The organism is Blastocatellia bacterium, assembly GCA_035275065.1.
GTDB lineage: Bacteria > Acidobacteriota > Blastocatellia > UBA7656 > UBA7656 > DATENM01.
The window spans coordinates 42,460-66,081 of record DATENM010000028.1; the positions used below are offsets into that span (position 1 = coordinate 42,460).

At 60.6% G+C, this 23,622-nt stretch carries 17 protein-coding genes; all 17 read right to left on the reverse strand.

What is annotated here, in order from left to right:
• Positions 1 to 106: 106 nt before the first annotated feature.
• On the reverse strand, positions 107 to 2,242 hold the full coding sequence (locus VJ464_05195) for a S9 family peptidase (GenBank protein ID HKQ04503.1): 2,136 nt from the start codon (positions 2,240 to 2,242) through the stop codon (positions 107 to 109).
• Positions 2,243 to 2,397: 155 nt separating this feature from the next.
• Positions 2,398 to 3,399, reverse strand: a complete 1,002-nt coding sequence (locus VJ464_05200; GenBank protein ID HKQ04504.1) for a Gfo/Idh/MocA family oxidoreductase — start codon at positions 3,397 to 3,399, stop codon at positions 2,398 to 2,400.
• A gap of 19 nt (positions 3,400 to 3,418) precedes the next feature.
• Positions 3,419 to 4,342 carry a sigma-70 family RNA polymerase sigma factor gene (locus tag VJ464_05205; GenBank protein ID HKQ04505.1) on the reverse strand — a complete coding sequence of 308 codons (924 nt, stop codon included), beginning with the start codon at positions 4,340 to 4,342 and terminating at the stop codon, positions 3,419 to 3,421.
• A 32-nt stretch (positions 4,343 to 4,374) separates the two neighbouring features.
• Entirely contained in the window at positions 4,375 to 5,100 is a 726-nt protein-coding gene (locus tag VJ464_05210; GenBank protein ID HKQ04506.1) for an FprA family A-type flavoprotein, read from the reverse strand.
• Positions 5,101 to 5,160: 60 nt separating this feature from the next.
• Entirely contained in the window at positions 5,161 to 6,480 is a 1,320-nt protein-coding gene (locus VJ464_05215; protein HKQ04507.1) for an NAD(P)/FAD-dependent oxidoreductase, read from the reverse strand.
• Positions 6,481 to 6,712: 232 nt separating this feature from the next.
• A complete protein-coding gene (locus VJ464_05220; protein HKQ04508.1) occupies positions 6,713 to 9,337 on the reverse strand; it encodes a PAS domain-containing protein in 2,625 nt (874 codons plus the stop codon).
• 91 nt (positions 9,338 to 9,428) lie between these two features.
• On the reverse strand, positions 9,429 to 12,440 hold the full coding sequence (locus VJ464_05225) for a TonB-dependent receptor (GenBank protein HKQ04509.1): 3,012 nt from the start codon (positions 12,438 to 12,440) through the stop codon (positions 9,429 to 9,431).
• A 525-nt stretch (positions 12,441 to 12,965) separates the two neighbouring features.
• Entirely contained in the window at positions 12,966 to 13,403 is a 438-nt protein-coding gene (locus VJ464_05230; protein HKQ04510.1) for a response regulator transcription factor, read from the reverse strand.
• 267 nt (positions 13,404 to 13,670) lie between these two features.
• On the reverse strand, positions 13,671 to 14,309 hold the full coding sequence (locus tag VJ464_05235) for a response regulator transcription factor (GenBank protein ID HKQ04511.1): 639 nt from the start codon (positions 14,307 to 14,309) through the stop codon (positions 13,671 to 13,673).
• Between the two features lie 102 nt (positions 14,310 to 14,411).
• The gene (locus tag VJ464_05240; GenBank protein HKQ04512.1) at positions 14,412 to 16,094 is read right to left on the reverse strand and encodes a PAS domain-containing protein; all 1,683 of its coding nucleotides are present in this window, start codon (positions 16,092 to 16,094) and stop codon (positions 14,412 to 14,414) included.
• Between the two features lie 697 nt (positions 16,095 to 16,791).
• Positions 16,792 to 17,367, reverse strand: coding sequence for a tyrosine-protein phosphatase (locus VJ464_05245; protein HKQ04513.1), 576 nt, complete (start codon positions 17,365 to 17,367; stop codon positions 16,792 to 16,794).
• Between the two features lie 256 nt (positions 17,368 to 17,623).
• Entirely contained in the window at positions 17,624 to 18,664 is a 1,041-nt protein-coding gene (locus VJ464_05250) for a hypothetical protein (protein HKQ04514.1), read from the reverse strand.
• A gap of 39 nt (positions 18,665 to 18,703) precedes the next feature.
• Complete coding sequence (locus VJ464_05255) at positions 18,704 to 19,975, reverse strand: BamA/TamA family outer membrane protein (protein ID HKQ04515.1); 1,272 nt, start codon at positions 19,973 to 19,975, stop codon at positions 18,704 to 18,706.
• Between the two features lie 336 nt (positions 19,976 to 20,311).
• On the reverse strand, positions 20,312 to 21,127 hold the full coding sequence (locus VJ464_05260; GenBank protein HKQ04516.1) for a HAMP domain-containing sensor histidine kinase: 816 nt from the start codon (positions 21,125 to 21,127) through the stop codon (positions 20,312 to 20,314).
• A 72-nt stretch (positions 21,128 to 21,199) separates the two neighbouring features.
• Positions 21,200 to 22,171: a hypothetical protein gene (locus VJ464_05265; protein ID HKQ04517.1), complete on the reverse strand. Its 972-nt coding sequence runs from the start codon at positions 22,169 to 22,171 to the stop codon at positions 21,200 to 21,202.
• A gap of 193 nt (positions 22,172 to 22,364) precedes the next feature.
• The gene (locus VJ464_05270; GenBank protein ID HKQ04518.1) at positions 22,365 to 22,550 is read right to left on the reverse strand and encodes a hypothetical protein; all 186 of its coding nucleotides are present in this window, start codon (positions 22,548 to 22,550) and stop codon (positions 22,365 to 22,367) included.
• A 604-nt stretch (positions 22,551 to 23,154) separates the two neighbouring features.
• Positions 23,155 to 23,583 (reverse strand): response regulator transcription factor, encoded by a 429-nt coding sequence (locus VJ464_05275; protein HKQ04519.1) that lies wholly within the window; start codon positions 23,581 to 23,583, stop codon positions 23,155 to 23,157.
• Positions 23,584 to 23,622: the final 39 nt, after the last annotated feature.

Here is a 23,622-nt window from a genome sequence, read left to right on the forward strand (position 1 = left end):
CACCATCAGTCACGACGCTGAGGCACTCACCCGTTCATCGTGCCGGTCGGGGTGATTCGTGTCATTCGCGGCTAACCCGCCGCTTCACTTTGTCGCGCGCGATATCTTAACGTTTCTCCGACGAGCCGGCGCTGGCCGCGCCCGCCGCGCGCTTGATGTACTTGTCATACCAGGCGAGGTAACGCTCCAGCCGGTCGCGGTTATAGCTTGGGCGCTGAATGCCGTGGAACTCGTTCGGGTAGATCACCAGTTGGGTGTCTACGCCGAGGCTGCGCAACGCCTGATACATCTGCTGGCTGCCCTGTATGGGCACGTTGAAGTCGCGCTCGCCGCCTAAGAAAAGCGTCGGCGTCTTGATGCGGTCGGCGTGCAGCAGCGGATAAGAGAGCTTCACATAAGTCTCCCAGGCTTTCGGGTCCCAAGGCGGGCCGATCTCGTAATCATACTGAATGATGTACTGGTCGGTGCCGTAGAAAGAGACCGTGAATGCCGTGCCCGCGCCGCTGGTCGCCGCCTTGAAGCGGTTGTCGCTGGCGATCATATAATCCGTCAGAATGCCGCCATAGCTCCAGCCGCCGACGCCCAGGCGGTCAGGGTCAGCGACGCCCATCTGAATGACATGATCGACGCCGGCTTGCAGGTCTTCGACTTCGTAATGGCCCCAATCGGCAAAGATCGAGCGCGAGAATTTCTGGCCGCGCCCGCTGCTGCCGCGATAGTTCACCGCCAGCACCGCGTAGCCGTTTGCCGCGAACCATTGCCGCTCGGTGCTGAACGAATGTTGATCCTGGCCGTTCGGGCCGCCGTGGATGCGCAGCAGCAGCGGCACCCGCGTACCCTTCACATAGCCCACCGGATAAGTCAGCAAGCCATGCACTTCGGTGCCGTCCTTGCTCTTGAAGCCGACTTCTTCGGTCGGCGGAATATCAAGCTCGGCCATCAGCGCGTCGTTCTGGTGCGTGAGCTGTCGCAAGGTGCTGCCGTCCACGGCATAGACTTCCGTGGCCTTCGTGTCACCGCCCGAAAGCACTGTCGCGTGGCCCGCGGCGGTCGTCCAGCTTGAAACGACGACCGGCGGCGCAAGCAGGCGCTCGACGCTGCCGCCGGCAATCGCGGCGCGCGCCGGGTAGACCGAGCGGTCGTCGGCGACCATAAATATGATCGCTTTGCCGTCGGCGCTGAAACGCGGCGACGAGATGGCGCGGTCGAGGTCTTCGACGGCTTTGACATGCTGCGGCGCGCTGTTGCCGTCGGCGGCGACCAACACCAGATGATCCATGTTGTAGGCGCCATATTTCTTCTCATCGCCTTCAACAAAAGCGATCCAGCGACCATCCGGGCTCCACTCCAAGCGCGCCCGCCCGCCGCGGCTCGTAGCCGGCGTCAGCGCCTTTTCGGTCGCCCCGGCGCGCGCCTCGGCAACGAAGACCTGATAGGACGGCTCGCGGTCGGGGTCTTGTCCGTGGTTGCTCAAAAAGGCGATGCGGCTGCCATCGGGCGACCAGGAGGGCGCGGCTTCATCGACACGGCCTGCGGTCAGCCGCTCCAGCTTCTTTGTCGCGATGTCGTAGAGGTAGATGTAGCTGTGACGCCCTGAAAGCAGATACCCCTGTACGTCCTGCTTGAAGTGGTAGCGGTCAATGACGATGGGCTTGGGCGCTTTCGGCCTGTCGGCAGGCTTGTCGGCAGGCTTGCTCGCATCCGTAGGCGACGCGGGGTTAGCCGGTGGCGTGGCGTTAGCCGGTGGCGTCGGGTTCGGTTCTTCATCAGGGTCTGGGTCGCCGATGACCAGCGCCAGTCGCTTGGCATCGGGCGACCATTCGTAGCCCTGCAAGCGGCCTTTCAACTCTGTAAGCTGGAACGCCTCGCCGCCGCTGCGATCCATCAGCCACACCTGGCTGCCCTTGGCCTTGCCGGGCCGCCCCGACGTGAACGACAGGTATTTGCCGTCCGGTGACCAGCGCGGCGACGATTCGCTGTCGAGGCTGAAGGTAAACTGGCGGTCGCTCTTGCCGTCGTAGCTCGCCAGCCAGATGTGCGAGCTGCTCTTGTCTTCCTTGACGTCGGTGGTCGAAACCACATAAGCGACCCACTGGCCATCGGGCGAGATTTGCGGGTCGCGCACGTCGCGCATGCGGAAAACATCGTCCAGCTTGAGCGGGTGGCGCGCCGTCTGCGCCATCAAGGCGGTGGCGCAAACGAGCATGAGAATCAGCGCACGGGATAGGCGGCGAATAGACATAGGTGGTGTTTCCTCCTGCAATTTTTCAACTGTTGGTTGACGATAACGACGAGATAGATGGAACCGGAAACGGCATTATACATAATTCGCCGCCGCGGTTCTAAGAAAATCCTGGGCCTTAAAAGGGAGGAATGATTCTCGCACAGCCCGGCGCTTCAGGGTGTCTGCCATTGCTGAGACGCCGCCGAGCGCAAGAGCGCGTCAATGATGGCCATGTTCTGCACGGCGTCTTCGAGCGGATAGCGCGACGGCAGGTCTTCGCGAATCGCCTGCGAGAACCGGTCGCCTTGAATCGTGTACTGGTCAACGATGGGAAGCTCGACGGTCTCGACGCCTTCACCGAACAGGCTTGAGCCATCGTCGATGAAGATGCGCGTCGGGCGGTCGGGCGGCGCGTTGAAGGGAATCTCGATCTCGATGCGCCCGCGCGCGCCAAAGATTTGCACGCGCTGATAAGCCACCATCTGCGTGCTGCACACGAAAGTAGATTGCCCGCCGGCAAAATCGAGAATGCCTGAAGTCAGCCGATCAACCTGCATCTCAGGGTCGCGCTCGATCAAAGCCATCACGCGACGCGGCTCGCCTTGAAACAGGTAACGCGACATCGCCACCAGATAACAACCGATGTCCATCAGCGCGCCGCCGCCATATTCGGGCCGGTTACGAATGTTCTGCGGGTCGCGGTTGAAGTAGCTGAACACGCCGCTAATGGCGCGCAGCTCGCCGATGCGCCCCTGTCGCACAAGGTCGAGCGCCGCCAGCCATTGCGGGTGCGTGCGCACCATGAAGGCTTCTTCGATGCGGCGACCCGTTCGGTCGCGCACGGCGATCAACTGGCGCGCTTCGTCTGCCGACAAGGCAATCGGTTTTTCGCAAAGCACATGCTTGCCGGCTTCGGCGGCTTGAATCGTCATCGGCACATGCAGGTGATTGGGCAGCGGGATGTAGACGGCTTCGATCTGCGGGTCGGCGAGCAGTTCTTCGTAAGCGCCATAAGCGGTGGGAATGCCGAGCTCGCGGGCTGCGGCTTCGGCCCTGTGATAATCCCTTGAGGCGATGGCCCGCACCTCGGACCACGCGCCGCGCTGCATCGCCGGAATCACTTTCTGCGTTGCGATCCTGGCAACGCCCAGCACACCCCACACGACTTTCTTCATTGCACAGCCTCCGCCGCCATTAAACGGCGGTCAGCTTGCTCGGCGCAAGCACGGAATCGAGCCGGCAGATGCGCCCGGCGTCGTCTAACTCGATCTGCACGGTGTAGCGTGTGGCGCGCGTCGCCGTCGAAGCGACGTCTTCAAAAACAATCGCCGGCAAGCCGTTCAGCACCCGCCACACCGGGCGCGGCTTGCCCTTCAGCTTCAGGTTGAGCGCGGCGATCAGGCGCAACAGCTTGTCGCGCCCGCGGATGGGTTGCAGCGCCGCCTGCACTTGGCCGCCGCCGTCCGAGAGGCTGACCACATCGGCGGCGAGCAATCGCTCAAGCCCTTCGGCGTCGCGGCTGTTCAGGTAGAGCAGGAATTGTTCGAGCGCCCGCCGCGTCGCTTCGCGTTTGGCGGGACTGAGGTCGGCGCGCCGCCGGTCGTAATCTTTCATGCGCTTGCGGGCGCGGAGCAACGTGACCTTGACGTTGGCTGCCGTCAGGTCGAGCGCGGCAGCGGTTTCAGCGGTCGAATAATCGAACACGTCGCGCAGCAACAACACGGCGCGCTGCTGCGGCGTCAGGGCTTCGAGCGCCAGCAGGAAGGCGAACGAGATACTCTCCAACAGGTCATAGCGCGCCGCCGGTGAATCCGTGGAGGGCGCCGCGGGCTCAAACGATGGCAGGCTTGCTTCATCGGTCGGCACAGGCGACGGCAGCCACGGCCCCGTGTAATCGCGCCGCCGACGCCGACGCAGCAGGTCGCGGCTCAAGTTCATCGCCACGCGCACCAGCCAGGGACGCAACGGCTCATCTGTGCGGCGCGGCGGATGCTCAAGCGCGCGCACGAATGTCTCTTGCACGAGGTCTTCGGCGTCGGCGGCGTTGCCGGTCATTCTGTAACATAAGCCCCAGAGCAGTCGGCGGTCATTGTCGAGCGTTTCGGCGTAAGCAGTCATGGGTCAAGCCATCCGGTGGCGCGCTCTTCTGATTACTGGTCCATGCGATCAGCCAGCGCGCGCAGCAACGCCGCGCCATCACCGCGCCATGCACTGCCATGCATGCAGGCGAGCGTTTGCGGCTCGGTCGCCGCCAGCCGCTCAAGCATGGCGCGCGTGTTGCGCGAATGCGCAAAGTAATCGAGCTTGCCGCGCAGGGCCTCGCTCGGCTCCAAAATGTCGGACTCGGTGAGCGCCGGCATCTTCGCGCCCGGTTGCGTGAACAGGTCGCCGCACAACAGCGTGCGGGTTTCGCGCTCCATCATCAAGCCGCTCTCCCATCCATGTGGCAGGTGCGGCGTGTCGAACCATTCGACCGTGTGACGACCGAGCGTCAGCCGCTCGCCATCGGCCAGCACACGCGGCGCGCGGTCGGCCAGGTCTTCGATTGAAGTCAGGGCAGCGATACGGCTGCAAACCGGCTGGGCCTGCGGCGCTGCGGCAAGCCACTGGTTGAGCGCGCCGCATTCATCGGCTTCGACATGCGAAAAGGCGACGTAGCGCAAACGCTCGACCGGCAGAACATGCGCGACCGCTTCGCGCACCAGCGGAAAGAGCTTGCGCAGGCCCGTGTGAAACAGCAGCGGTTCTTCGTCTACGATGAGATATTGATTGAACGAAAAGCCGCCCGGAATGGCGTCAAGCGGCGTGTTGATGCGATAGATGCCTTCGGCAATCTCGGATATATTCGTGCCCGTTTGCGTGTTGGTAATCGTCATAATCTCTCCAATGATATTCAAGGATGCGCTGCGCTCAGCCGCCGCTGAGGCAAGCAGAGATTAAACGATAGCATGCGCCTTGAAAGTTCGCGCGGCGGCTACCAGCTCCGCGGCGCGCCGCGCGCTCGCAAGGCTGGCATCAACCAGCATGCCTTCCGCGCCGACCCAATCGCCGACGACGTAGAGGCCGGGCACCTCGTCAACCCGCGGGCCGGGCCTGCCTTCTGTGCCGCCTTGCGTGGCCAGCGCCACGGCGTTCATCACCGTCAGGTCAGGCAGGAAGCGGCGATGCGCCACCTCTTTGCGCCAGCCCGGCTGCACGAGGTCGAGCAGATTCTCCAGCTCGCGCTCGACCTGCGCCGCCGCGTCGTCGGCGTCGGGCGCCAGATATTTGGCCACGTGAATCAATGCGCCGCCCGCCGGGGCCAGTCGCGCCGACGCCGAATGCACGGACAGGTAGAGCGGGCGATCCATGCCGAACGCGTAAAGCGCCTTTGGCATGGGCAAGCGTGTGAGCGCGACATCCAGACATGCCGCTTTCACGGGGATGGCGGCGTCGGCCCAGCGCGCCAACCCGGTCTGCTCGCCGCGCTCGACCAGACGTGCGGCTATCTCCGGACTGGCGGCGATGATGATACTGGCGGCGCAGATGATTCGGCCATCCGCAGTGCGAACGGCGCGCGCCGCGCCATTCGGATCGCGCTCGACACGCTCGACCTTCGCGCCGGTTTCGATCTCGACACCGGCTGCGAGCGCGGCGTCACGCAACCCGTCAACAATCGTCTGCCAGCCGCCATCGAGGTAGAGGACGCCTTTGGCGAAAGCCAGTTGCAATTGCCTGAGCGCCGCGCCGGCGCTCAACCGCTCAGTGGCGTTGGTGTAGGTCGCGATGCGCAGCGCCGCGATCAAGAACTCTTGCACTTCGCTGTGCGTGATGTGGCCCTCGAGCCACTCGCGCAGGCTGACGCGCATCAGGCTTTTCGTATCGAGCTTCGGCAGTGACGCCAGCCAGCGCATGGCTTCGAGCTTTGCCGACAGCCCGAACAGGCCGGTCGTCAGCAGCGAGGTGATCCCTGAAGGGAAGGTGTGCTTCTGATTATTTTTGATGGCAAACGCGCCGGAGACCGCAGGCACGCGCCCGCTCACACGGACGCCCAGCTCGCGCAGAATCTCGATACCGCGCCCGCCGCGATAGAGCGCATGCGGCCCGATGTTGAAATGAAAACCGTCCCGCGTCTTTGTCCGTGCGCGCCCGCCGAGGCCGTGCGCTTGCTCAAACAACCTGACGCGCTTGCCCTGCCGCGCAATGAAGGTGGCGGCGGTCAGCCCTGCCACGCCGCCGCCGATAATTATGGCATCGTAAGTTTCATTTGATTGCATCTTTCCGATCTCCTTTGAAACGGTCGCTTGATCGCTAACGAGATCACGTTTGACGAAGCCGGAAAGTTACAACCTGAGTCATGCCCAGTAAAAGAGAGAGCCTCCTTAAGCTGTGAGATGTACTGGTGACAGACCGTCGGCATCATTTGCTCCGAGCGCCTGGATGGTGCCGAGGCGGATGCCGGCCGCCGCGTAGAGCGAAGGAGGCGCGGTCGTGACGTTTGCCGTGGTCTCAAGTTGCTGATCGCGAATGGCGCTGCTCGGCGAAAGCCACTCCCCTGCGCGCCAGTGGCACCCGCACCTCAATCCTCGTGCCCTGCGAGAGGCGCGAGTCAATCGAGAAGGTGCCGCCGACCAGGCGGAGACGCTCGCGCATGCCGATCAGCCCGATGCCTTTCCTGTTCGTTGTTGACTCGATGTCAAAGCCGCTTCCCGAATCGGCAATCCGCAGCCGGATTTCGGACCCGGTCCCGCGCAGCTCGACCTGCGCGTTCCTGGCGCCGCTGTGCTTGATGACGTTGTTGAGCGACTCTTGCACGATCCTGTAGAGGCAGAGCGAGAGGTCTTGGGGAAGGTCGGGGGGCAGATCGATGGCGCGAAATTCGAGACTGAGGCCGTAGACCTGCGAGAGCTCGGCGCAGAGACTCTTCAGCGCGGCGCCAACGCCGAGGTGAATCAGCTTGGAGGGGTGCAGGTCGTGCGACAGGCGGTGAATCTCGGTCATGAGTTCGAGGGTCTGCTTGAGGATGCCCTGAGCTGTCTGATGGAATTCGGCCTGGGCGGGCGGCGGGTTCTGACTGAGCAGGTCCAACTCGATAGAGATGAGAGCGATGCGCTGGCTGATGTCATCGTGCAGCTCGCGGGCGATGCGGGCGCCCTCGTCCTCGCGGGCGCGGATCAGCTTGCCGCTTAAGTCCATCAGCGCCTGTTGAGCTTCCATGCGCTCGGTGATATCAAAGTTCACGCCCGCGCCGCGCGTCGGCTGCCCGCTCTTGTCGGAGTAGAAACGCCCGCGCGCCGCCATCCAATGAATGCTGCCGTCGGGCCAGCGCACGCGGGCGTCGAATTTAAGCTCTCCGCTTACCCTGGCGCGGGCGAAGGCGGCGTCAAAAACTTCCAGGTCGTCCTCGACGATGTGACGCCGGGCGATCTCGCGGCCCCAGTTTGTCTGCGGCGTGTCATAACCAAAAATCTGGTCGTGGCGAAGATTGCGATGCCCCGAAAAATCATTGGTCAAATCCAGGTCCCATGTCCCCAGCTGCGCGGCTTCGACAGCTATCGTTAAGCTCTCTTGCGCCGCCAGCAAAGCCGCTTCGGCCTGCTTTCTTTTGCTAATGTCCAACATAATACCGCGCAGGCCGATGACCCTTCCCGCCTCATCGTAGATGCAGGTCAGGTGCGCCTCGGCCCATAACTGTCGCCCATCCCTGGTCGTCAAACGGAATTGAACCCTGCCCTCCTTGCCGCCTTCGAAGACCGCGGCGGTCTTTTCGCGGTCTTCGGGGTGAGTGATGGATTGTAAGAAGCCCGGTGTCGCCAACCACTCTTTGACGCTGTAGCCCAGCATCTTTTCGGCATACTCGCTCACAAAAGTGGCTTTCCCTGGATGGCCGTCAGGCTGTGTGAGGGCTTCCCAGACGATGCCCGGCGCGTGGGCGACCACATCGTTCAGGCGCTGGTGCTGGGCGGCGGCGAGCGAGGCAAACCGTTTGATTTCAATTTCGGCCCTTTTCCTTAGGGAACGATTGATGACGAGCACGACAATGAGCGTTGATTGAATCAGCATCACCCCGAGCACGGTTAAGACATACCACCTATACTGTTCCCAAAAGGTAGGGACACGAAAGCGGACGACGCTATCAGGCGGAAGACTCCGCGCGCTGATGCCCCAGCGTTTCAGCTCGCGCCAGTCGAACATGGGTACGAGCGGGGCCATCTGCACGGCAATGTCCTGCGCCCGCGCTCCATTGACGATGCGCAAGGCAATCTCGGCGGCTTTCGTCCCTCTCGCCTCCAACGTCAGCACCTGGCCGCCGACAATCCCCTTGCCGACCTGCCAGCTCGATAGCCCGTAGACCGGCGCGGTCGCCGAAGCGGTGACCAGGGTCAGGATATCTTTGGTTTCTAAGAGGCCACCCGCTTCGTCATAGACCTGTTGCCAGATGTAGAAGACGACAGACCGCTTCGGCAGGCTCCGCACCTTCGCGGCCAATTCCTTGGGCGCGAGGTCGGTCAGGTAATTGATCGCCACCCCGCTATCGTAGTCCTTGAGCCGCTCGCGGCACAGCTCCTCATATTTCTTGTCATGTGCGAGCGTGCCGCTAACGACGAACACATTCTCCGTGTCCGGGTGTAATTTCAGCGCCAGGTCGAGCGTTTCTCTGTACGCGCCGAGAATAATGAACCCGGTCATGCCCGGCCCTGCCGCGAGCACTTCCGCGGCGGGAACCTTGGCCGAGGCGAAAACAATTGGCGTGTGCGGGAAGAGGTCCTTGCGGTACTTGAGCAGGAATTCAAGCGGCGGATCGCCGGCGGCGACAATGACATCTACCGTGCGGTCAGCATACTTCTGCCGCAGGTGATCGCGCAGCAGCAGCTCGTAGCTCTCTCCGGGGAAGCGGTCGGTTTCAAAGTATTCGGGGTAGTATTCGATGGCTCCGCCGGAGGCTGATTGCAGCGTTGCCTGAAAGCTCTGGTCGAAGATGACATTAGCGGGGAAGTCCTTGTTGTACCAGTAGAGCACCAGAATCCCTTTCGCGTTTCTGGCTCGTTGAGCGCGCGCCGCTGCCGGCGACAAAACGATGGCCAGGCCGGCGAGCAACAGCATGGCCACGACGAGTTTCAATCCGGTTCGCATTAGACTATTCACACTCATCATCGTCCACCTTCCCGAAGCTTGCGCTGATTCTGTCGGCGCCGCTATTGGGTGTAGCGCAATCGAAAATGCTCTAAAAAATCAATTTCAAAGCGAGCTGCACCTGTCGCGACGAACCCGACTCGCCAGTGGGGAACCGCGTGCTGGTGATCCGGCCAAAACCCGGGGTGCCGACGAAGTTGCCCGGCTGCCCGAAGTTCGCGTGGTTGAACAGGTCAAAAAACTCTGCCCGAAACTGCGCTTTCACGCGGTCACTGAGCTTCGTCGACTTGATGACGGAAAAATCCGTGTTGTTGAATCCCGGCCCGATGACGACATTGCGGCCCAGATTGCCGAAGCGGGCGACGGGCATAAACGCCGAGGTGTCGAACCATCTGTCTACGCTGCCGATGATGTGGATCGGCCCGGTGACGTCGGGTCTGAGCGTCCCCGCCACGCCGTTGACGGTGCTGTTGCTGGTGACCACGTCGAACGGGTTGCCGCTCTGTGCCTGGATGATGGCGTTCAGCTGCCAGCCTTCGACGAGCCGGTTGCCGCGGAATGGCAGCTCGTACACGCCGCTGACGACGAAGCGGTGGCGCGCGTCAAAGTCTGAAAGCCCGTGATCGCCCCTGAGGTCGTAGCTGTTCTGCACGACAATCCCCTCGGTGCTGAACGAGTTGTAGTCGAGCGACTTTGACCAGGTGTAGGAGGCGTTGAAATCGAGGCCGCGTCTTAGCCGCTGCCGCGCCGTCACCCACAGCGCGTTGTAGCTTGAGTTGCCGGCACTCTCGACCTCGGTGATGTTCCCAAGCGGCGTCCCCGGCAGAATGTCGCTTGCGCCCGACAGCGCCGGGTAGGGTCGCACTCCATCAACCGGCTGATTGATGTTGCGCCGCAGAATCAGGTGTGTCCCCTTCGATCCGATATAGCCGACCCCTAGCGCAAGATCATGCATCAGCTCGCGCTGCACGTTGAAGTTCCACGATTGCACGTAGGCGTTGTCGAAGCCGTGGGCGACGCTCTGGGGGGCGAGGCCGGCGGCGCGGGCCAGGGTGATGGCGTTGCCGAGCCGGACCGCGCCGGTGTAGGTCAGCGGCGTCGCAAGCGGTGGATTCGCCGCCGTGCTTAGCACGACACTGGTCATCGGCTGGTCAGTCATCAGCGCGTAGGCCGCCCGCACAGAGGTCTTGCCGTCATTGAACGGGTCCCAGGCAAAACCGAGGCGCGGTTGAAAATTCTTGTTGTTCTGCTTGTACACCTCACTAACGTCCGTGCCGACGCGCACCAGCGCGGCGCTCGCGGGGTCGAAGACGATGAAGCGGTCATAGCGCTCGGTCGGCGTCATGTTCCATTCGTAACGCAGTCCGAGCTCGAGCGTCAGGTTAGGCCGCACCTTAAAGTTGTCCTGCGCAAAGAAGCCGAGCGCGCCTTCGGTGATGCTGCTTGATTGATTGCCCAGCGTCACGCTGAACGCGTTTGCCTGCCCGGCGAGGAAAGCGGCGACCGTCGGGAAATTGAACGAGCCGGTGCCGAGCCGATAATTATTGTTGAGAAACTGTCGGAACTCGCCCCCGGCTTTGAGCGAGTGAGACCCAATCAGGCGGGTCAGCGTGTCGGCGACGACAAAGGTCGTGTCGCCTCGCCCGGACGGGAAATTGGCCGGCCCGCCGAAGTTGAGGCTGCCGCCCGCGACGTTGATTTGGGGCAGTCCAATCGGCTCGTTATGGCCATTGAGAATGCCGAAGTCAGCCGGGTTGAGCTGCGCATCCGGCGTCGTCGCCGAACGGAAGCGGTTGAAGCCGAAGCGAACTTCGTTGACCGCGGCGGGGCCAAAAGTATGCGTCTCGCTCAACGTAAAGATCTGCCGCCGCACCCGAACCGAGTTGCCAAAGCCGGGGATCGTGTTGCCGGATCGCGTCGGCTCGCGGCTTTCGGTGCGGAGAAGGTTGTAGAACCCGTGGAACCGCTCGTTTGCACTGCGAGTGTAGCCGATGTCTAGCGACCACTGGTCGTAATTGACCGGCGCACTGGCCGCGCCAACGAAGCGAGAAGTGCCGGACGAGTCCACGAGGTTGGCATGCGGAATCAGGTCAATCAGCCGCTTGATCACCGGGTCGGTCGCAGAAGCGCGTTGCGCCTCGCTGAGGACGAGGCTGTCGAGGTTAAGCCCTTGCCGCTGCCGCAGCCCTTCGTAAGAGAAGAAAAAGAATGCCCTGTTTTTGACGATGGGGCCGCCGAGATTGCCGCCAAACTGGTTGCGCTTAAAGGGTGGCGGCTCGGCCGACGTGAAGGTGAAGAAGTTGCGGGCATCGAGGGCGTCGTTGCGAAGAAACTCGAACAGCTCGCCGTGGAATGCATTGCCGCCCGAGCGCGTGGCGAGGTTGACCACCGCGCCTGAGCTTTGACCGTATTCGGCGCTCAAGGTCGAGTTGTCGACCTTGAACTCTTGAATGCTGTTGATCGAAGGCTGGAAGCTGATCGAGCTGAAGGTCAGATTGTTGAGGGTTATGCCATTGACCAGGTAGTTGACGGCTTCCTCGCGGTTGCCGGCGGTATTGATTGCGAGCGACCCCAGGCCGCGCATGGGCGCCGCCGAGAACGCGCTTTGCGGCGGGGTCACTGAGCCGGGAACGAGCAGTCCGAGGTCGAGGAAGTAGCGACCGTTTAGCGGAATATCCCGGACCATCCGCCTGTCGGTCACATAGCCGACGGAGATGGTCGTCCGCTCCACCGCCTGCGAGTCGGGCTTAACCAGCATCTCCTGCGTGATGTCGCCGGGATGAAGCTGAAAGTTTTGCGCCGCCGACCGTCCGACTTCGATGGTCACGTCCTCGACGATTTCTGTCTGGAAGCCAGGGGCGCGGACTTCAACGCGGTACATGCCGACGGGCAGGGCGGCCAACTGGTAATTGCCCTCGCTGTCAGTTTGCGCAATCTGTTGCAGGCTGGTTGCGGGATTGCGCACGGTGACGATGGCGTCGGCCACGACCGCGCCGGTCGAGTCCGTCACTCTACCTTGAAGTGCGGCGGCAGATTGGGCGCGCGCCGGTGCGCAGGTCGCCAGGAGCAAGATCAAGTTGAGCAGGCCCGCCAAGAAGTTCATTGTGAGCGAACACGAGCGCATAAGGACTCCAGTGGGCTCTCCTGACTGGAATGGATGGGCACCCGAATGAACATGACCCGGCGTATAAAAACGTGAGCGGAACCTATACCGCTTTGAAACGTGAAGGCGAACACTCGCCAAGACGCGACCCCTTCCCTCAAACAAGTAGAGGTCACTCACATCCGCCGGATAGATAAAGACAATAATCGATCATGAAAATCCCACGTTTATGACCTTTTATAAAGGGAATGTGGATTTATCGCCGTGCCACCTCAGCCTGCTTGTTCGAGCCCCGCAATATCCATCAAGCAAGCCGTCTGGCAACCATGAGATTCCAGGGACCAATACTTACATACCAACCAAACACTTATATTCCACATTGCGCCGGGTGGATACTGTCAATTCTTACAGGGGCTATCAGGAATTTCCCTAACCGCGCAGGTCTACTTATCAATTCCGGTGAGGGCAATGGGATAGGCGGAGCGAGAGGCTTGATGCTCAAAGACATTTCACGGTGCAGCCATCTCAACACGGTTTGGCGGCCAGTGAGGGTGAGATAAAACACCTGCCGGCCATGACTTCCCTGATGGCGGGTCGCAGGTCACTCGCCAGTCGCCGCTTGATCACATAGCCGAGCGCGCCGGTGGCCAGCGCCGCCTGCACCCACTCGGGCTCCTCGTGCATGGTCAGGAAAATCACCTTGGCCTTCGAGCAACGCTGTTTAAGCTGAGCGGCGGCCTCGATGCCGCTCATTATTGGCATTGAGATGTCAAGAATGACGACGTCGGGGCTGATCCTGGATTCCGCGTCGATGGCGTCCTGGCCATTCGCTACCGAAGCGACCACCGAGAATTCCACCTCCAGGAAGCGAACCACTCGGTCACGCATGGGCGCATGGTTTTCAGCAACAAGTAGGCGAATCATCCGCCCTCCGTCCTTTTCGCCGCCCATTGACGACGACATCACACGGTTTTTTCCTTGGGTGGCCCTATTATAGGCGGATTCACCTGTAAAGGAAACTATATAAACTTGCAGGTCAGAGAAGAACAGACAGAGACTGGTTATTTTAGCCGCACCACGCGGGCCATACTTCCGGGCAGGAATTCAGATCAGGCAGGACCTAAAGCGGATGGCAATCGGGTGTGGCGCAATCTAATGCGCATTAGATTACGCAGCGCCTAGCGCAAGCTAACCGATTGCGCTACAACGCAAACGCAATCGAAAACGGCTTTAGGTGGCGACAATGGAATTTCTAATGGCATATTGAATCAATTCCGCACTGGTCTTTACCTGGAGTTGCTCCATCATCGTGTACTTGTGGAAGGCAACCGTCCGTGGGGTGATGTTGAGCGTATAGGCGATCTCCTTCATCGAGCAGCCTTCAGCCAACAACTGCAACACCTCTTTTTGACGCAACGTCAGCTCATGCGGCGGCGGCCAGTGCTTGAACTTCTGGATGAACGAGCCGACCATATCTTTGGTCATCAGCGGGGTCACATAAGACCTGCCGCGCAGCACCTCGCGGATCGCATGGATCAACTCGGTGGCCGCCGAAGTCTTGAGCAGATAGCCCGACGCGCCGCAGCGAAACGCCTCGGCGGCGAGCTCGGGGTCCTGATTCATCGTCAGGAAGATCAGCTTGACCGTCGGCAACAGTTGCTTGAGCCGCTGGCCGGCATTCAAGCCATTCATCAACGGCATCCCGATATCGAGGACGGTGATGTCAGGCATTAGCCCCGGGGCCGCCTCGACCAGCGCATGGCCATCGGTAAAGGTTGCGACCACTTCGAACTCTGGTTCGAGCAGGTTCTTGATCGTGTCTGACAGCAAAGTATGATCATCGGCGAGGATGATGCGTGTGCGTTTCATAATGCTTTCACTCGCTCATCAAACCGCTAGGGGATGCCATTGGCGGCCACCTTCAGGGACACCTCAGTGATGCAAGCGGCGAGCTTCTCCTCTCGTCTTTGGTTATTCCCCAGCCTGTATTCGGGCTGAATTCGCCAAGGGAACTGAGACCGCTATATGTGTGCCCCGCGAAGGTTGCGAATCGATGAAGATTTCGCCGCCAACCAGGCGCAAACGCTCTCGCATGCTGATCAAGCCGAGTCCCATTGCCGCCCCTGCCGATCCGACGTTGAACCCACACCCATTATCTGTAACGGAAAGGTGGATCGCCTGATCAGTTCTCTCCAGCATGACGTGGCATTCGTCAGCGCCGCTGTGTTTGACGACATTGTGTAGGGATTCCTGCGCGATCCGGAAGACGCACAGCGCGATATCTTGGGGAACCGCCGCCGGAAAGCCGCGGTGCCGGAACTCAATCTTCGGGCTCTGGCGTTCGGAGACTTCGTCACAGAAGTCCTTCACGGCGGCCATCAGGCCAAGATGCTCCAGCTTGGAAGGGTGCAGTTGATAAGACAGGCGATGGATCTCGGCAGAGGTCTCCTGGGCGCTTGCCCACAAGCCCTGGATGCGATTCCGAAGCGCGCGGTGGCGCCTCGGAATCGCCTGGTCGAGCTGTTGCAACCCGATAGAGAGAATCGCCATCCGCTGGTTCAAGTCGTCGTGAAGCTCCCTGGCGATGCGTCGCCGTTCCGCCTCCTGGACGCTAATCAGCCGTCCGCTGAGGTCGCGCAACGCCTCTTCCATGCATTTGCGCTCGCTGATGTCGACGGCAGAGGCGACCAGTTGCGTCACCTTCCCGTCGTCGTCTTTGACCGGCGCGAGCATGAAATCGAGGCTCACCTTGCGGCCCTCCGCCATACTGACCGTGACATCACTGCGTATCATCTGCCCGCTCGCGGCCCGTTCGCACGCCTCTCTAAACCAGACGCGCGCCTGAGCGTCATAGTTCCACCATGAATAATCCCAGAACTTTTCGCTGTCGCTTGCAATCGGCTGTATGCCGCCGGCTTCCAGGGGAGCGTGGCTCATTTCAATGAGCGTCCCGTCAGGTGCCAACACGGCCACGAACGTCAAAAGCTGGTTGAGGACATTTCGTAGCTGTTTCTCGCCGCCCGGCATGGCCGCGATAGCCTGAAGGCTGGCGGTGACATCTTCATGTGCGACCAGAACTCGAAGCGCCTTGCCGAGCCCGGCCGAGTCGAATTGCGCCGCGCGCAGCAGCGCCCAGTGCGGCGTTAGCGGACCGGCGCAATAACATTGCTTTTGAAACACCGTCATTTCGCCCATCAGAATCTGTTGAATACCTTTAGCTATCTCATCCGCCTCATCCGTAGCCCCCGCCACCTCTTGCCAGGCGTCGACGTAATTCATTCCGCGGCGGTCGGCTTTAATCCCGGAACGCTCGGCGTAGCGCTCCCAGGCTCTATTCACATGAAGAATAGCCCCGGTCTCATCTAGTACCGCCAGGCTGGTCGGGTTGACATCTAAAATTGCCTGCATGAGTGCCTCTGCCCAATCAGGGCTTTGCTCACGCGCCCCGGCTCCTATGCCCGAAGCAGGCTGAGCCGATGCCTGGCCCTCACCTTGCCAGTGAGGAGTAATGGTCTGCTTTTTAATGGACAAGACTTGCCGCAGTTGATCTTGCACCCTGAGTCGAGGCAAGACAGTCTTTTGCTGTAGGCGCTTCGTCCTCCTCAAGGACTTATGGCGCAGGGATCCCGCCAATCGCTCATCGTTACGAAACATCTTTATACCTCCTTCGTAACACCTGGCTACATTGGTGGTATAGGGGCATACCTGCAGCGTACAAGGCAACAGAGGGACGGGCTTTTTCTTATTAAATTGTTTGAAGCCGCCTCAACTATGCACTCTCTAGCTAACCCGCCTCGGCAGGGGTAGCAGAGCCATTTGATTCCGGCAGGATTTACTTAAGCAACTAGCGTACACAAAGCAATTTGAGGCGGTTAGCGCAGGAATTTCATCCATTTGGAAGATAACAGGCCCGATAAATGGTAGGTGAATCCCTAGAAGGAATAAAGGGAAACCCTTAAATCAGCGGAATACCGCGGGTACTGCGGTATTGCACGGCGTAGAGGAATCCCTTAGCCCGCAGAATCCTGGAGAATCCCGCGGATGCCGTTGGATTTCGCGGTATGAAGGAAACCCTTAAATTCGCGGCTTTCCTTAGCAGTTCCCGAGCCTTGCCAGCGTCGTGAAACGCGCGGCTGAGCGGATTTCAACACCCACGGAAGGAAATAAACGCAAGGTTTGCGCCACCGTCGGTCGAGGTTGCAGGTCTTATCCGGCGAGGGCCAAAGTCATCCGAGCATATATCAGCCAGCAGCCAATCTTTCGGGAGAATGAGCGGCGGGCGCCGCGCGGCAAAGCTTCATAGCTGAAGCCTGCCGCGCGCGGCGGGCCAGGACTTGCGTCAGTAATGAGCTTAGCGATTGGGAGTGGCGACAAGTATGCTGCCGCCTTTGTCTGTCGATTTTTGCTTGCCGAGGCCGGCGTGGTATTCGTAGACGAAAGCCTTGAGCGTGGCGTGGCTGACCAATCCTTTTTCAAATTGAAACTGCTTCATCTCGGTGAAAGCCTGATCGGCGCTCCAGTCGTTGTGCATCATTCGGTAAACCGCCGTCATCACGCCCGTGCGGTGGCGTCCACCATGGCAGTGAACAAATACCGGCTGATTGGCCGGGTCATCGACAATCTTAAGAAAGGTTCCGACCTGTTGCTGATTCGGCTTGTCTTTGGTGTTCATCTTGATCCGGTAGAACTTCATTCCGGCGGCTTCGACCAGTTGCGCTTCTTTGGCCTCGCCCTCTTCTTGTAGATCGATCACGGTCTTGACGCCGAGCGCGGCCAGTGCCGCATAGTCCCGCTCTTGCGGCTGAGCGCCGCGAAAATAATTATCGTTAATACAGCCGAAATTCTTAATTTGAATCGCTGCCAGTTTTTCACGCCGGGGGGTCTCGGCAAACACGCACACCGAAAGCGCCAGGATGACTACAGCCATCAGGGCACGATGTCCATTCGTGATTTTATGCATACTACACCTACCTTAGAATCTGAAATGGATCTTTGTTTTGGCGCGTGGAATGTAAAAGATGATACTCCGGGCGACAAAACAAAGGCAAGGAAATTCGCTAGCGGCTTTTCGGACGAGCTTGCTCAGTGAACCGGGTCGGCGGCGCGCGGCGGGCAAGTTCGTTGCCCCATTCACCCAATAAAATGGGCCGACAGCGACATGAGGCAGAGCCAAACGGGGCGCTTTACTTCAAGTTCTGGAGCTGGTTGATGCGGGCGCGCAAGGCGCGCAGGTAGATGGCCGTTTCTGTCTGGTCGAAGCCGCCGGCGCGAAAGGCGTCCGACAGTTGTTGATCCGAAAGGCGGGCCAGGAGATTGCCCATCCAGCGGGCGTTCTCGACGCGCACCCCTTCGAGGGCGCGACCGGCCCGCTGCCGCTTCTCGTGAAACGAAACGACGCCCTGCGACACACCGGCGATGAAGCGATGCTCGGCGAAATCTTTTGGACGACCTTGCGTTCCGGCGGGCAACTCTCCCCATAGCGGCAGGCTGGTGAACCACTTTCCCGTCGAGCCGAGCGTCGCGCCCAGATCGCTCACGTAATAAATGAGCCTGGCGGGGTCGTTGCCATTCTTTTTCGAAGGCCGCACGATCTTGTTGTTGAGCGTCTTGAGATCGAAATTATTCAGCAGCGCCATCAGGACCTTCAGGCCGTCCAGCTCGCGCGTCCCGACGAAGGGGTTCGAGTCCCAGGCCCAGCGCTCGACCTTCTTGAAGCCATCGTTATCGCGTTCGAATCGGACATCTTCTATGGCGTCATCGCCGTACCCTTCGATGTGGGCGCGCTTGACGAAGTAATCCTGATCCGTGTGAAAGCCGACGGCCCAGACGATGCGGCTGGCGACAGTTTCGGGCCGGGCTTCCGGCCCAAACTTCACGACCCAGCGGCGACCCCGGCTGTCTTCGACATCGATCTTCTTCCAATGGCCGGTGGGGTGTTTCTGAACAAAAGTGAAGCGGGCGGACAGGTCCGGCTCGCCTTTCTTGCCGCCGGTGCCGTAGAAGAGGTCGCGCTGCTCAATGTCAAAGGGGTCTTCCCACATCACCGCTGAGCCGATCACCGCTTCCCCGGCCTCAGGCTTCTGGAGGTCTTCTTTCGTCGGCTTCTGCGGCGCGAGCCGCGCCGCTTTCTGTGCGCCGAGGTCGGACGGCGGGCCGCCGGCGGCGGTCGCGCCGATCATCAAGCACAGGGTCAGAAGCGTTGCGATGATGCTTTGCTTTTTCATGCTCGCCGGCATGCTTTCAAGATCGTCGTCGGCCCGCCCCTAGAAGGCTTCGCCGACGCCCATCGACAGGGTGTGGCCGACTCTGCCGATGCCGTAATCGATGCGGAAGTTGATCGGGTACTTTTTCGTCAGCCGGAAGCGCAGGCCGGCGCCGCCGCCCGGCAACAGGTCATCGAAGGCCATGTCACTCAATTGCTTGCCGACCCAGCCGACGCCGCCAAAGCCGACTACCCCCAGCCGCTCGGTCAAGCCGATGCCCAGAAGCTTCGGCAGTTGCACACGGTATTCCGCCTGCGTCGCCCACATGCGGCGATCCTGGAAGCGGCCCGCCGTGTAGCCGCGCACGTAGTTGCGCGCCCCGTAAAGGCAGAGGTCATAAAACGGCACGCGGTCGCCGGCGGCGGCGCAGCCGAGCGCGCCGAAGGCCAGCACCTGGCGCTCGCTCAACCCGTGATAGCCTTCGAATCTCACCTGGTAGACTTGATAGTCGAACTTGCTGCCCAGCGCCTTTAAGAAGAAGTCGCCGCCGACATTCAAGATCGTTCCCCCGGTCGGATAAAACGTATCATCGCGGGTGTCGCGCTGAAGGTGCGGCCCGATGGCGACCGTTCTCGTGCTTAACAGGCCGGCGACCGCCGCGACAATGTCCGCCCGCAGTTGGTCGTTCTCTTCCGGCAGGCCGCGCGACTTCAGGTGGCTGAAATCTATCCCGGCATTCATCTGGCGCAGTTGAAAGCGCGGGCCGAGGTAAACATGCTTAGCGATGCGAACCAGCGTCTGCGCGCCGAAGCCCTTGCCTTTGATGTTGATCGGCAGGAATAGGCCGCGGGCGCCGGCGAGCTTGCCGACGCCGTAAAAATCCCAGTTGACGTTGCCATCGGCGATGCCGGCGACGACTCGATACTTGTCCTGCTTGAGGTGAAAACTGCCACCGACCAGCGCCCCCCAACTGCCATTACTGGTATACATGCCGACCGTGCCAAAGAACGAAGGCGGCGTGAGCTTATCTTCCTTATTCATCCTGAAGACGTAACCGACCACCCACTGGAGCCCGGTGCCAAGGGCCGGGCTGGAGATCGGATATGGCGCGATGACCAGCTCGCCGTTCTTACTTTGTCCGTTGTCCGGGCTCCCCGGCGCTTGCGTCGTCGCCGCCGCCGCTTGCTCTGTGGAAAGAGAAGGTTCAGAAGTGACTTTCTCGGCCTCCTGTTTCTGCTGCGCTTTCGCCTGTGCCCATGACGAGATCGGCATGGCCAGCGATAAGCCCATCGAGCAAACGAGAATGAAGGAGTATCTTGCGAATCGTTTCATAACGCCCCCGGTTCTTACTGCTTATCATCCGCTGGTGTTTGCAGGGTCGCTCACGCTCCAGCGATAATGCCGGTCAGGCTCGATTGTATCGGATGATTGCCAGGCCGATAACTGTCAGTTTTGACAGTGACCGACTACAAAAGACGGCGTTGTGAGGATGTGGCGATGGCGGTTTGCAAATGCGATTAGCCTGAGCTACGAAGGCACGAAGACTCATGATCGCTTTTGTGTTTCCTGATCTCATCATGCCTTTGTGGCGCTTCCCCTGGCTAAATTCATCTGCAACCGATCCGGGGCAGAAGTTTGTCGGTCGGGTGGCGCGCTCACCGCTCAGATTCAGTCCGCCGCCCGACCCGATATCTGACCCGATAGGGCGGGTGCCTTGGTTTCCGTACGTGATGGACCCGACACCACAGCGGGCGCGAAGGGGAAACAAACTTTGAAGGTCGCCCCCTGCCCTTTGCCGGGACTGAGCGCCATGATCTTGCCGCCATGTTTTTCGACCAGATGCCGCGCGATAGCCAGTCCTAGCCCGAGGCCCTCCTGCGCGGTCTGGGTGCGTCTCTCTTGCCGGAAGCGCTCGAAGACATAGGGCAGAAAATCGGCGCTGATTCCCTGGCCGCTATCGCTCACGGTGATCTCGACGCCGCCCTCCGAACGTCTGAGCCGGACTTCGATGTGGCCGCCGTGCGGCGTGAACTTGATGGCATTCGACAGCAGGTTGGTAAAGACTTCTTCCAACTGAACGGGATCGCCGATGATCGAGGCGGCAGGCGTTTCGATGTGGGAGGTCAACTGGATCGTCTTCGCAAGCGCCTGTGGGGCCATCGTCTCGATGGCGTCTTTCATGATCGGCACCAGCGCAATGGATCTGGCGTCATCCCAGAGGTCGGTGCGCTGCTTTCTCGAAATGGCGAGGAGCTGGTTGAGCAGCCGGGCCTGGAGCCGCCCGTTACGCCGAATAACTTCAAAGCCCTTCAACATCGCTTCGTCGGAGGGCGCTCGCCGGCACAGCAGTTCGGCCCAGCTAAGAATGATCTGGCTGGTGTTGCGTATTTCGTGCGCAATCATCGCCAGGGATTCATCCTGATTCCAGGTGTTGCTGCCTGACGGATCGTCCTTCAGCTGTTTAGAGCGTGACTGTTGTGCCATCGTCCACCTTCCCGAAATGCCTAATCTGACAAGGGCCTGACTGCATGTGAAAAATGCCGCGAAAACCGGGCGCTAACGGAATTCAGCATGACTGCGCGCTTTGGAGCGCCCGGTGGCTAACTTGGCAAACAACCGCAGCCAGTCCTCGCGCGTCGCCAGGCGAAGATTCATCCCGTTGGGCATGACGACGAACTGCGCAGGCCGTTTCTGCTTGAGTCGAATCTCGCGGTCAAGGGCGACATCATGAGCGCCGGGCTTATCGCCCTGCGACAGGTAATCGAGGCCAAGCGCCAGCCGGGCGTGCGCTTCGGCCAACTCGTGAAAGGTCATCTGAGCCATCGGCATCAGGCGCCAGTTTTCGAGGTTGAACCAGCAGACATCTGTGTCTATGGCGACCATTGAATCAAACCCCTGCGGCGGGCATTCCCTGTCGAGCTTCTGACCCTTGGGCCGCAGGGGATTGATGCGGCTGTCAAATCGGTTGTCGAGATTGAGCAAGCCATAGTGACTGATGCCGCCGGCCCGCGTCGGGGCCAGCGGGCCGACGTAGAGCAAGATGCGGTATGGCCCTCCCGTCAACTCGGCCAGAAGCCGCAGCCCCTCATCGGCGCGCACGAATGACGCGACGCGCGCCCGCTGGTCAGCAATGGTTCCCGACGAGCCTCCCGCGGCACTGGCCAGTACCGTCAGGTCGAACGTAACCTTGCCCTCGCCGTCTAGCTTGAGCAGCCCCGCCGGCTGGTTGCCGGCCATCCAGTGCAGGTGTGTGAGCCCCCCGGCCGTATTCCCGGAAAGCCAGAGCCCGCCGGGTGCCGCCGTTCCCCTAGCGGCGACATCGGCGAGCCCTAGCAGCGCCGGGATGGTGCCTGCCGACGCATTCGCGTCGAGACAGGGCTGATCCGTAGGCTGAAGTGATAAACCGTCTGCCGATCCGTTCTCGCTTGTCTGAGCACACGCCAAAACCGCTTGCGCCATTAAGGTGAAGACCACCCTGAGCAGCGTCGTCAGTCTCCGCTTCACGATATGATTGAATCTCTCGGACATCGCTGTTCCCCTTGTCTAGCGCCGTTTTCGATTGCGTTTGCCATTAGCGCAAGCTAACCGCTTGCGCTACACCCGAATGAATACCGCTCTAGCGCCCAATGTTTCGTAGTAACCCAGATCACGCGGGTGACAGACTGAACGCCTTTTATTTCTTCTGTCGCCTGCCACCGCGCGTGTCTGGTTATGGCGGCGCTTAGTACCACCCGGTGACCGAGGCGACGTTGCTCTGAGAGGCATCGGTTGTCCCGGTGGCCGGCGTTGGATTGGTCAGGGAGTCGCCCTGCTGCTGCGCCATGCCGCATCGGGGGGCCGCAGCCAGGCCGTCGACAACCGCCATAGCGGCCAGCGTGACGGCCTTCCGTGTTAACGCTCTCTTCATCCTGATGCGGCCTTCCATTGTCTCTACCTTCCGCCGTTCATTTGAGGAGCTAGTCGCGCTATTGGGAAACCTTCAGGCCTAATAAGGAGGGCGATCAAGCGCCCAGAGCCGACCTTTGGGTTGGCCTGGCGGCTATGATTCGAGCGCAAAGGCGCTCACCTTCACCGCCCGGCTCTACGACTATCGAGGTTCATTGTATTGAAGGAACACAGGGGAAATAACTGTCAAAACTGACAGGCGTCGCAGAAAAAAAGTGAGAACCGGCGATAGAGCGTGTCTGAAAAGTCCCTTAGGGACGCGATGTTTATCGTTACAGGCATGAAAAAGAAACAAGCCCCGTAGGAGCGCAATGTTGACATTGCGCTCCTACGGGGCTTGATGAATAAACCGACCCGTGACTATAAATATCATGCTCCTAACGGAGCTGACTTTTCAGACACGCTCTAACCGACGCCGATGAGAGGGAGGCGGGCAACAAGCAGGCCGAGATTAGCGCGGGTCGCCATCTGGCAGGGCGAGCAAGGCCGGCGGTGCGCCGTCAGCGTCGCCTCTGAGACGGGCAGACGCTCGTCCCACCTTGCGCTACACCCGATTGAAATCCGCTCTAAGACGAGTCGCCGGCGCGAGCGCCGAAAGCCGCGGCGGACGAGGACGGCGAGACGAATTGCCGACCGGCCAGCGCTTCGCAAATCGCCTGGCGCAAGTCTGAAAGCAGTCGCGGCTTCAGCACGTAGCCGATTGCGCCGGCATCCAATGCGGCCTCCAGAAAGACCGCTTGTGAATGCGCCGTCAAGAAGATGATCTTGGTGATTGATCCGCGCCGCCGAAGGCGAATCGCCGCTTCGATGCCGCTCAACACGGGCATCGCAACGTTGACCACACAGATATCGGGCTTCAATCGGGGCTCGGCTTCCAGTAAGGCCGGGCCGTCACTGACTGTGCCCACGATTTCGAAATCCCGCTCCAGGATGCGAACGATAATCGCCCGCATCTCTCGGTGATCTTCTGCTACTAATAAACGGGGTCGTGCCATGCCTGTTTACCTCTCGGTTGGAAATGACGCTGGTAGAAT

Bases quoted from the DNA above. Each gene is read 5' to 3' on its own strand.
- VJ464_05195 (HKQ04503.1), bottom strand. From the start codon at position 2,242: ATGTCTATTCGCCGCCTATCCCGTGCGCTGATTCTCATGCTCGTTTGC.
- VJ464_05200 (HKQ04504.1), bottom strand. From the start codon at position 3,399: ATGAAGAAAGTCGTGTGGGGTGTGCTGGGCGTTGCCAGGATCGCAACG.
- VJ464_05205 (HKQ04505.1), bottom strand. From the start codon at position 4,342: ATGACTGCTTACGCCGAAACGCTCGACAATGACCGCCGACTGCTCTGG.
- VJ464_05210 (HKQ04506.1), bottom strand. From the start codon at position 5,100: ATGACGATTACCAACACGCAAACGGGCACGAATATATCCGAGATTGCC.
- VJ464_05215 (HKQ04507.1), bottom strand. From the start codon at position 6,480: ATGCAATCAAATGAAACTTACGATGCCATAATTATCGGCGGCGGCGTG.
- VJ464_05220 (HKQ04508.1), bottom strand. From the start codon at position 9,337: ATGCGAACCGGATTGAAACTCGTCGTGGCCATGCTGTTGCTCGCCGGC.
- VJ464_05225 (HKQ04509.1), bottom strand. From the start codon at position 12,440: ATGAACTTCTTGGCGGGCCTGCTCAACTTGATCTTGCTCCTGGCGACC.
- VJ464_05230 (HKQ04510.1), bottom strand. From the start codon at position 13,403: ATGTCGTCGTCAATGGGCGGCGAAAAGGACGGAGGGCGGATGATTCGC.
- VJ464_05235 (HKQ04511.1), bottom strand. From the start codon at position 14,309: ATGAAACGCACACGCATCATCCTCGCCGATGATCATACTTTGCTGTCA.
- VJ464_05240 (HKQ04512.1), bottom strand. From the start codon at position 16,094: ATGTTTCGTAACGATGAGCGATTGGCGGGATCCCTGCGCCATAAGTCC.
- VJ464_05245 (HKQ04513.1), bottom strand. From the start codon at position 17,367: ATGGCTGTAGTCATCCTGGCGCTTTCGGTGTGCGTGTTTGCCGAGACC.
- VJ464_05250 (HKQ04514.1), bottom strand. From the start codon at position 18,664: ATGAAAAAGCAAAGCATCATCGCAACGCTTCTGACCCTGTGCTTGATG.
- VJ464_05255 (HKQ04515.1), bottom strand. From the start codon at position 19,975: ATGAAACGATTCGCAAGATACTCCTTCATTCTCGTTTGCTCGATGGGC.
- VJ464_05260 (HKQ04516.1), bottom strand. From the start codon at position 21,127: ATGGCACAACAGTCACGCTCTAAACAGCTGAAGGACGATCCGTCAGGC.
- VJ464_05265 (HKQ04517.1), bottom strand. From the start codon at position 22,171: ATGTCCGAGAGATTCAATCATATCGTGAAGCGGAGACTGACGACGCTG.
- VJ464_05270 (HKQ04518.1), bottom strand. From the start codon at position 22,550: ATGAAGAGAGCGTTAACACGGAAGGCCGTCACGCTGGCCGCTATGGCG.
- VJ464_05275 (HKQ04519.1), bottom strand. From the start codon at position 23,583: ATGGCACGACCCCGTTTATTAGTAGCAGAAGATCACCGAGAGATGCGG.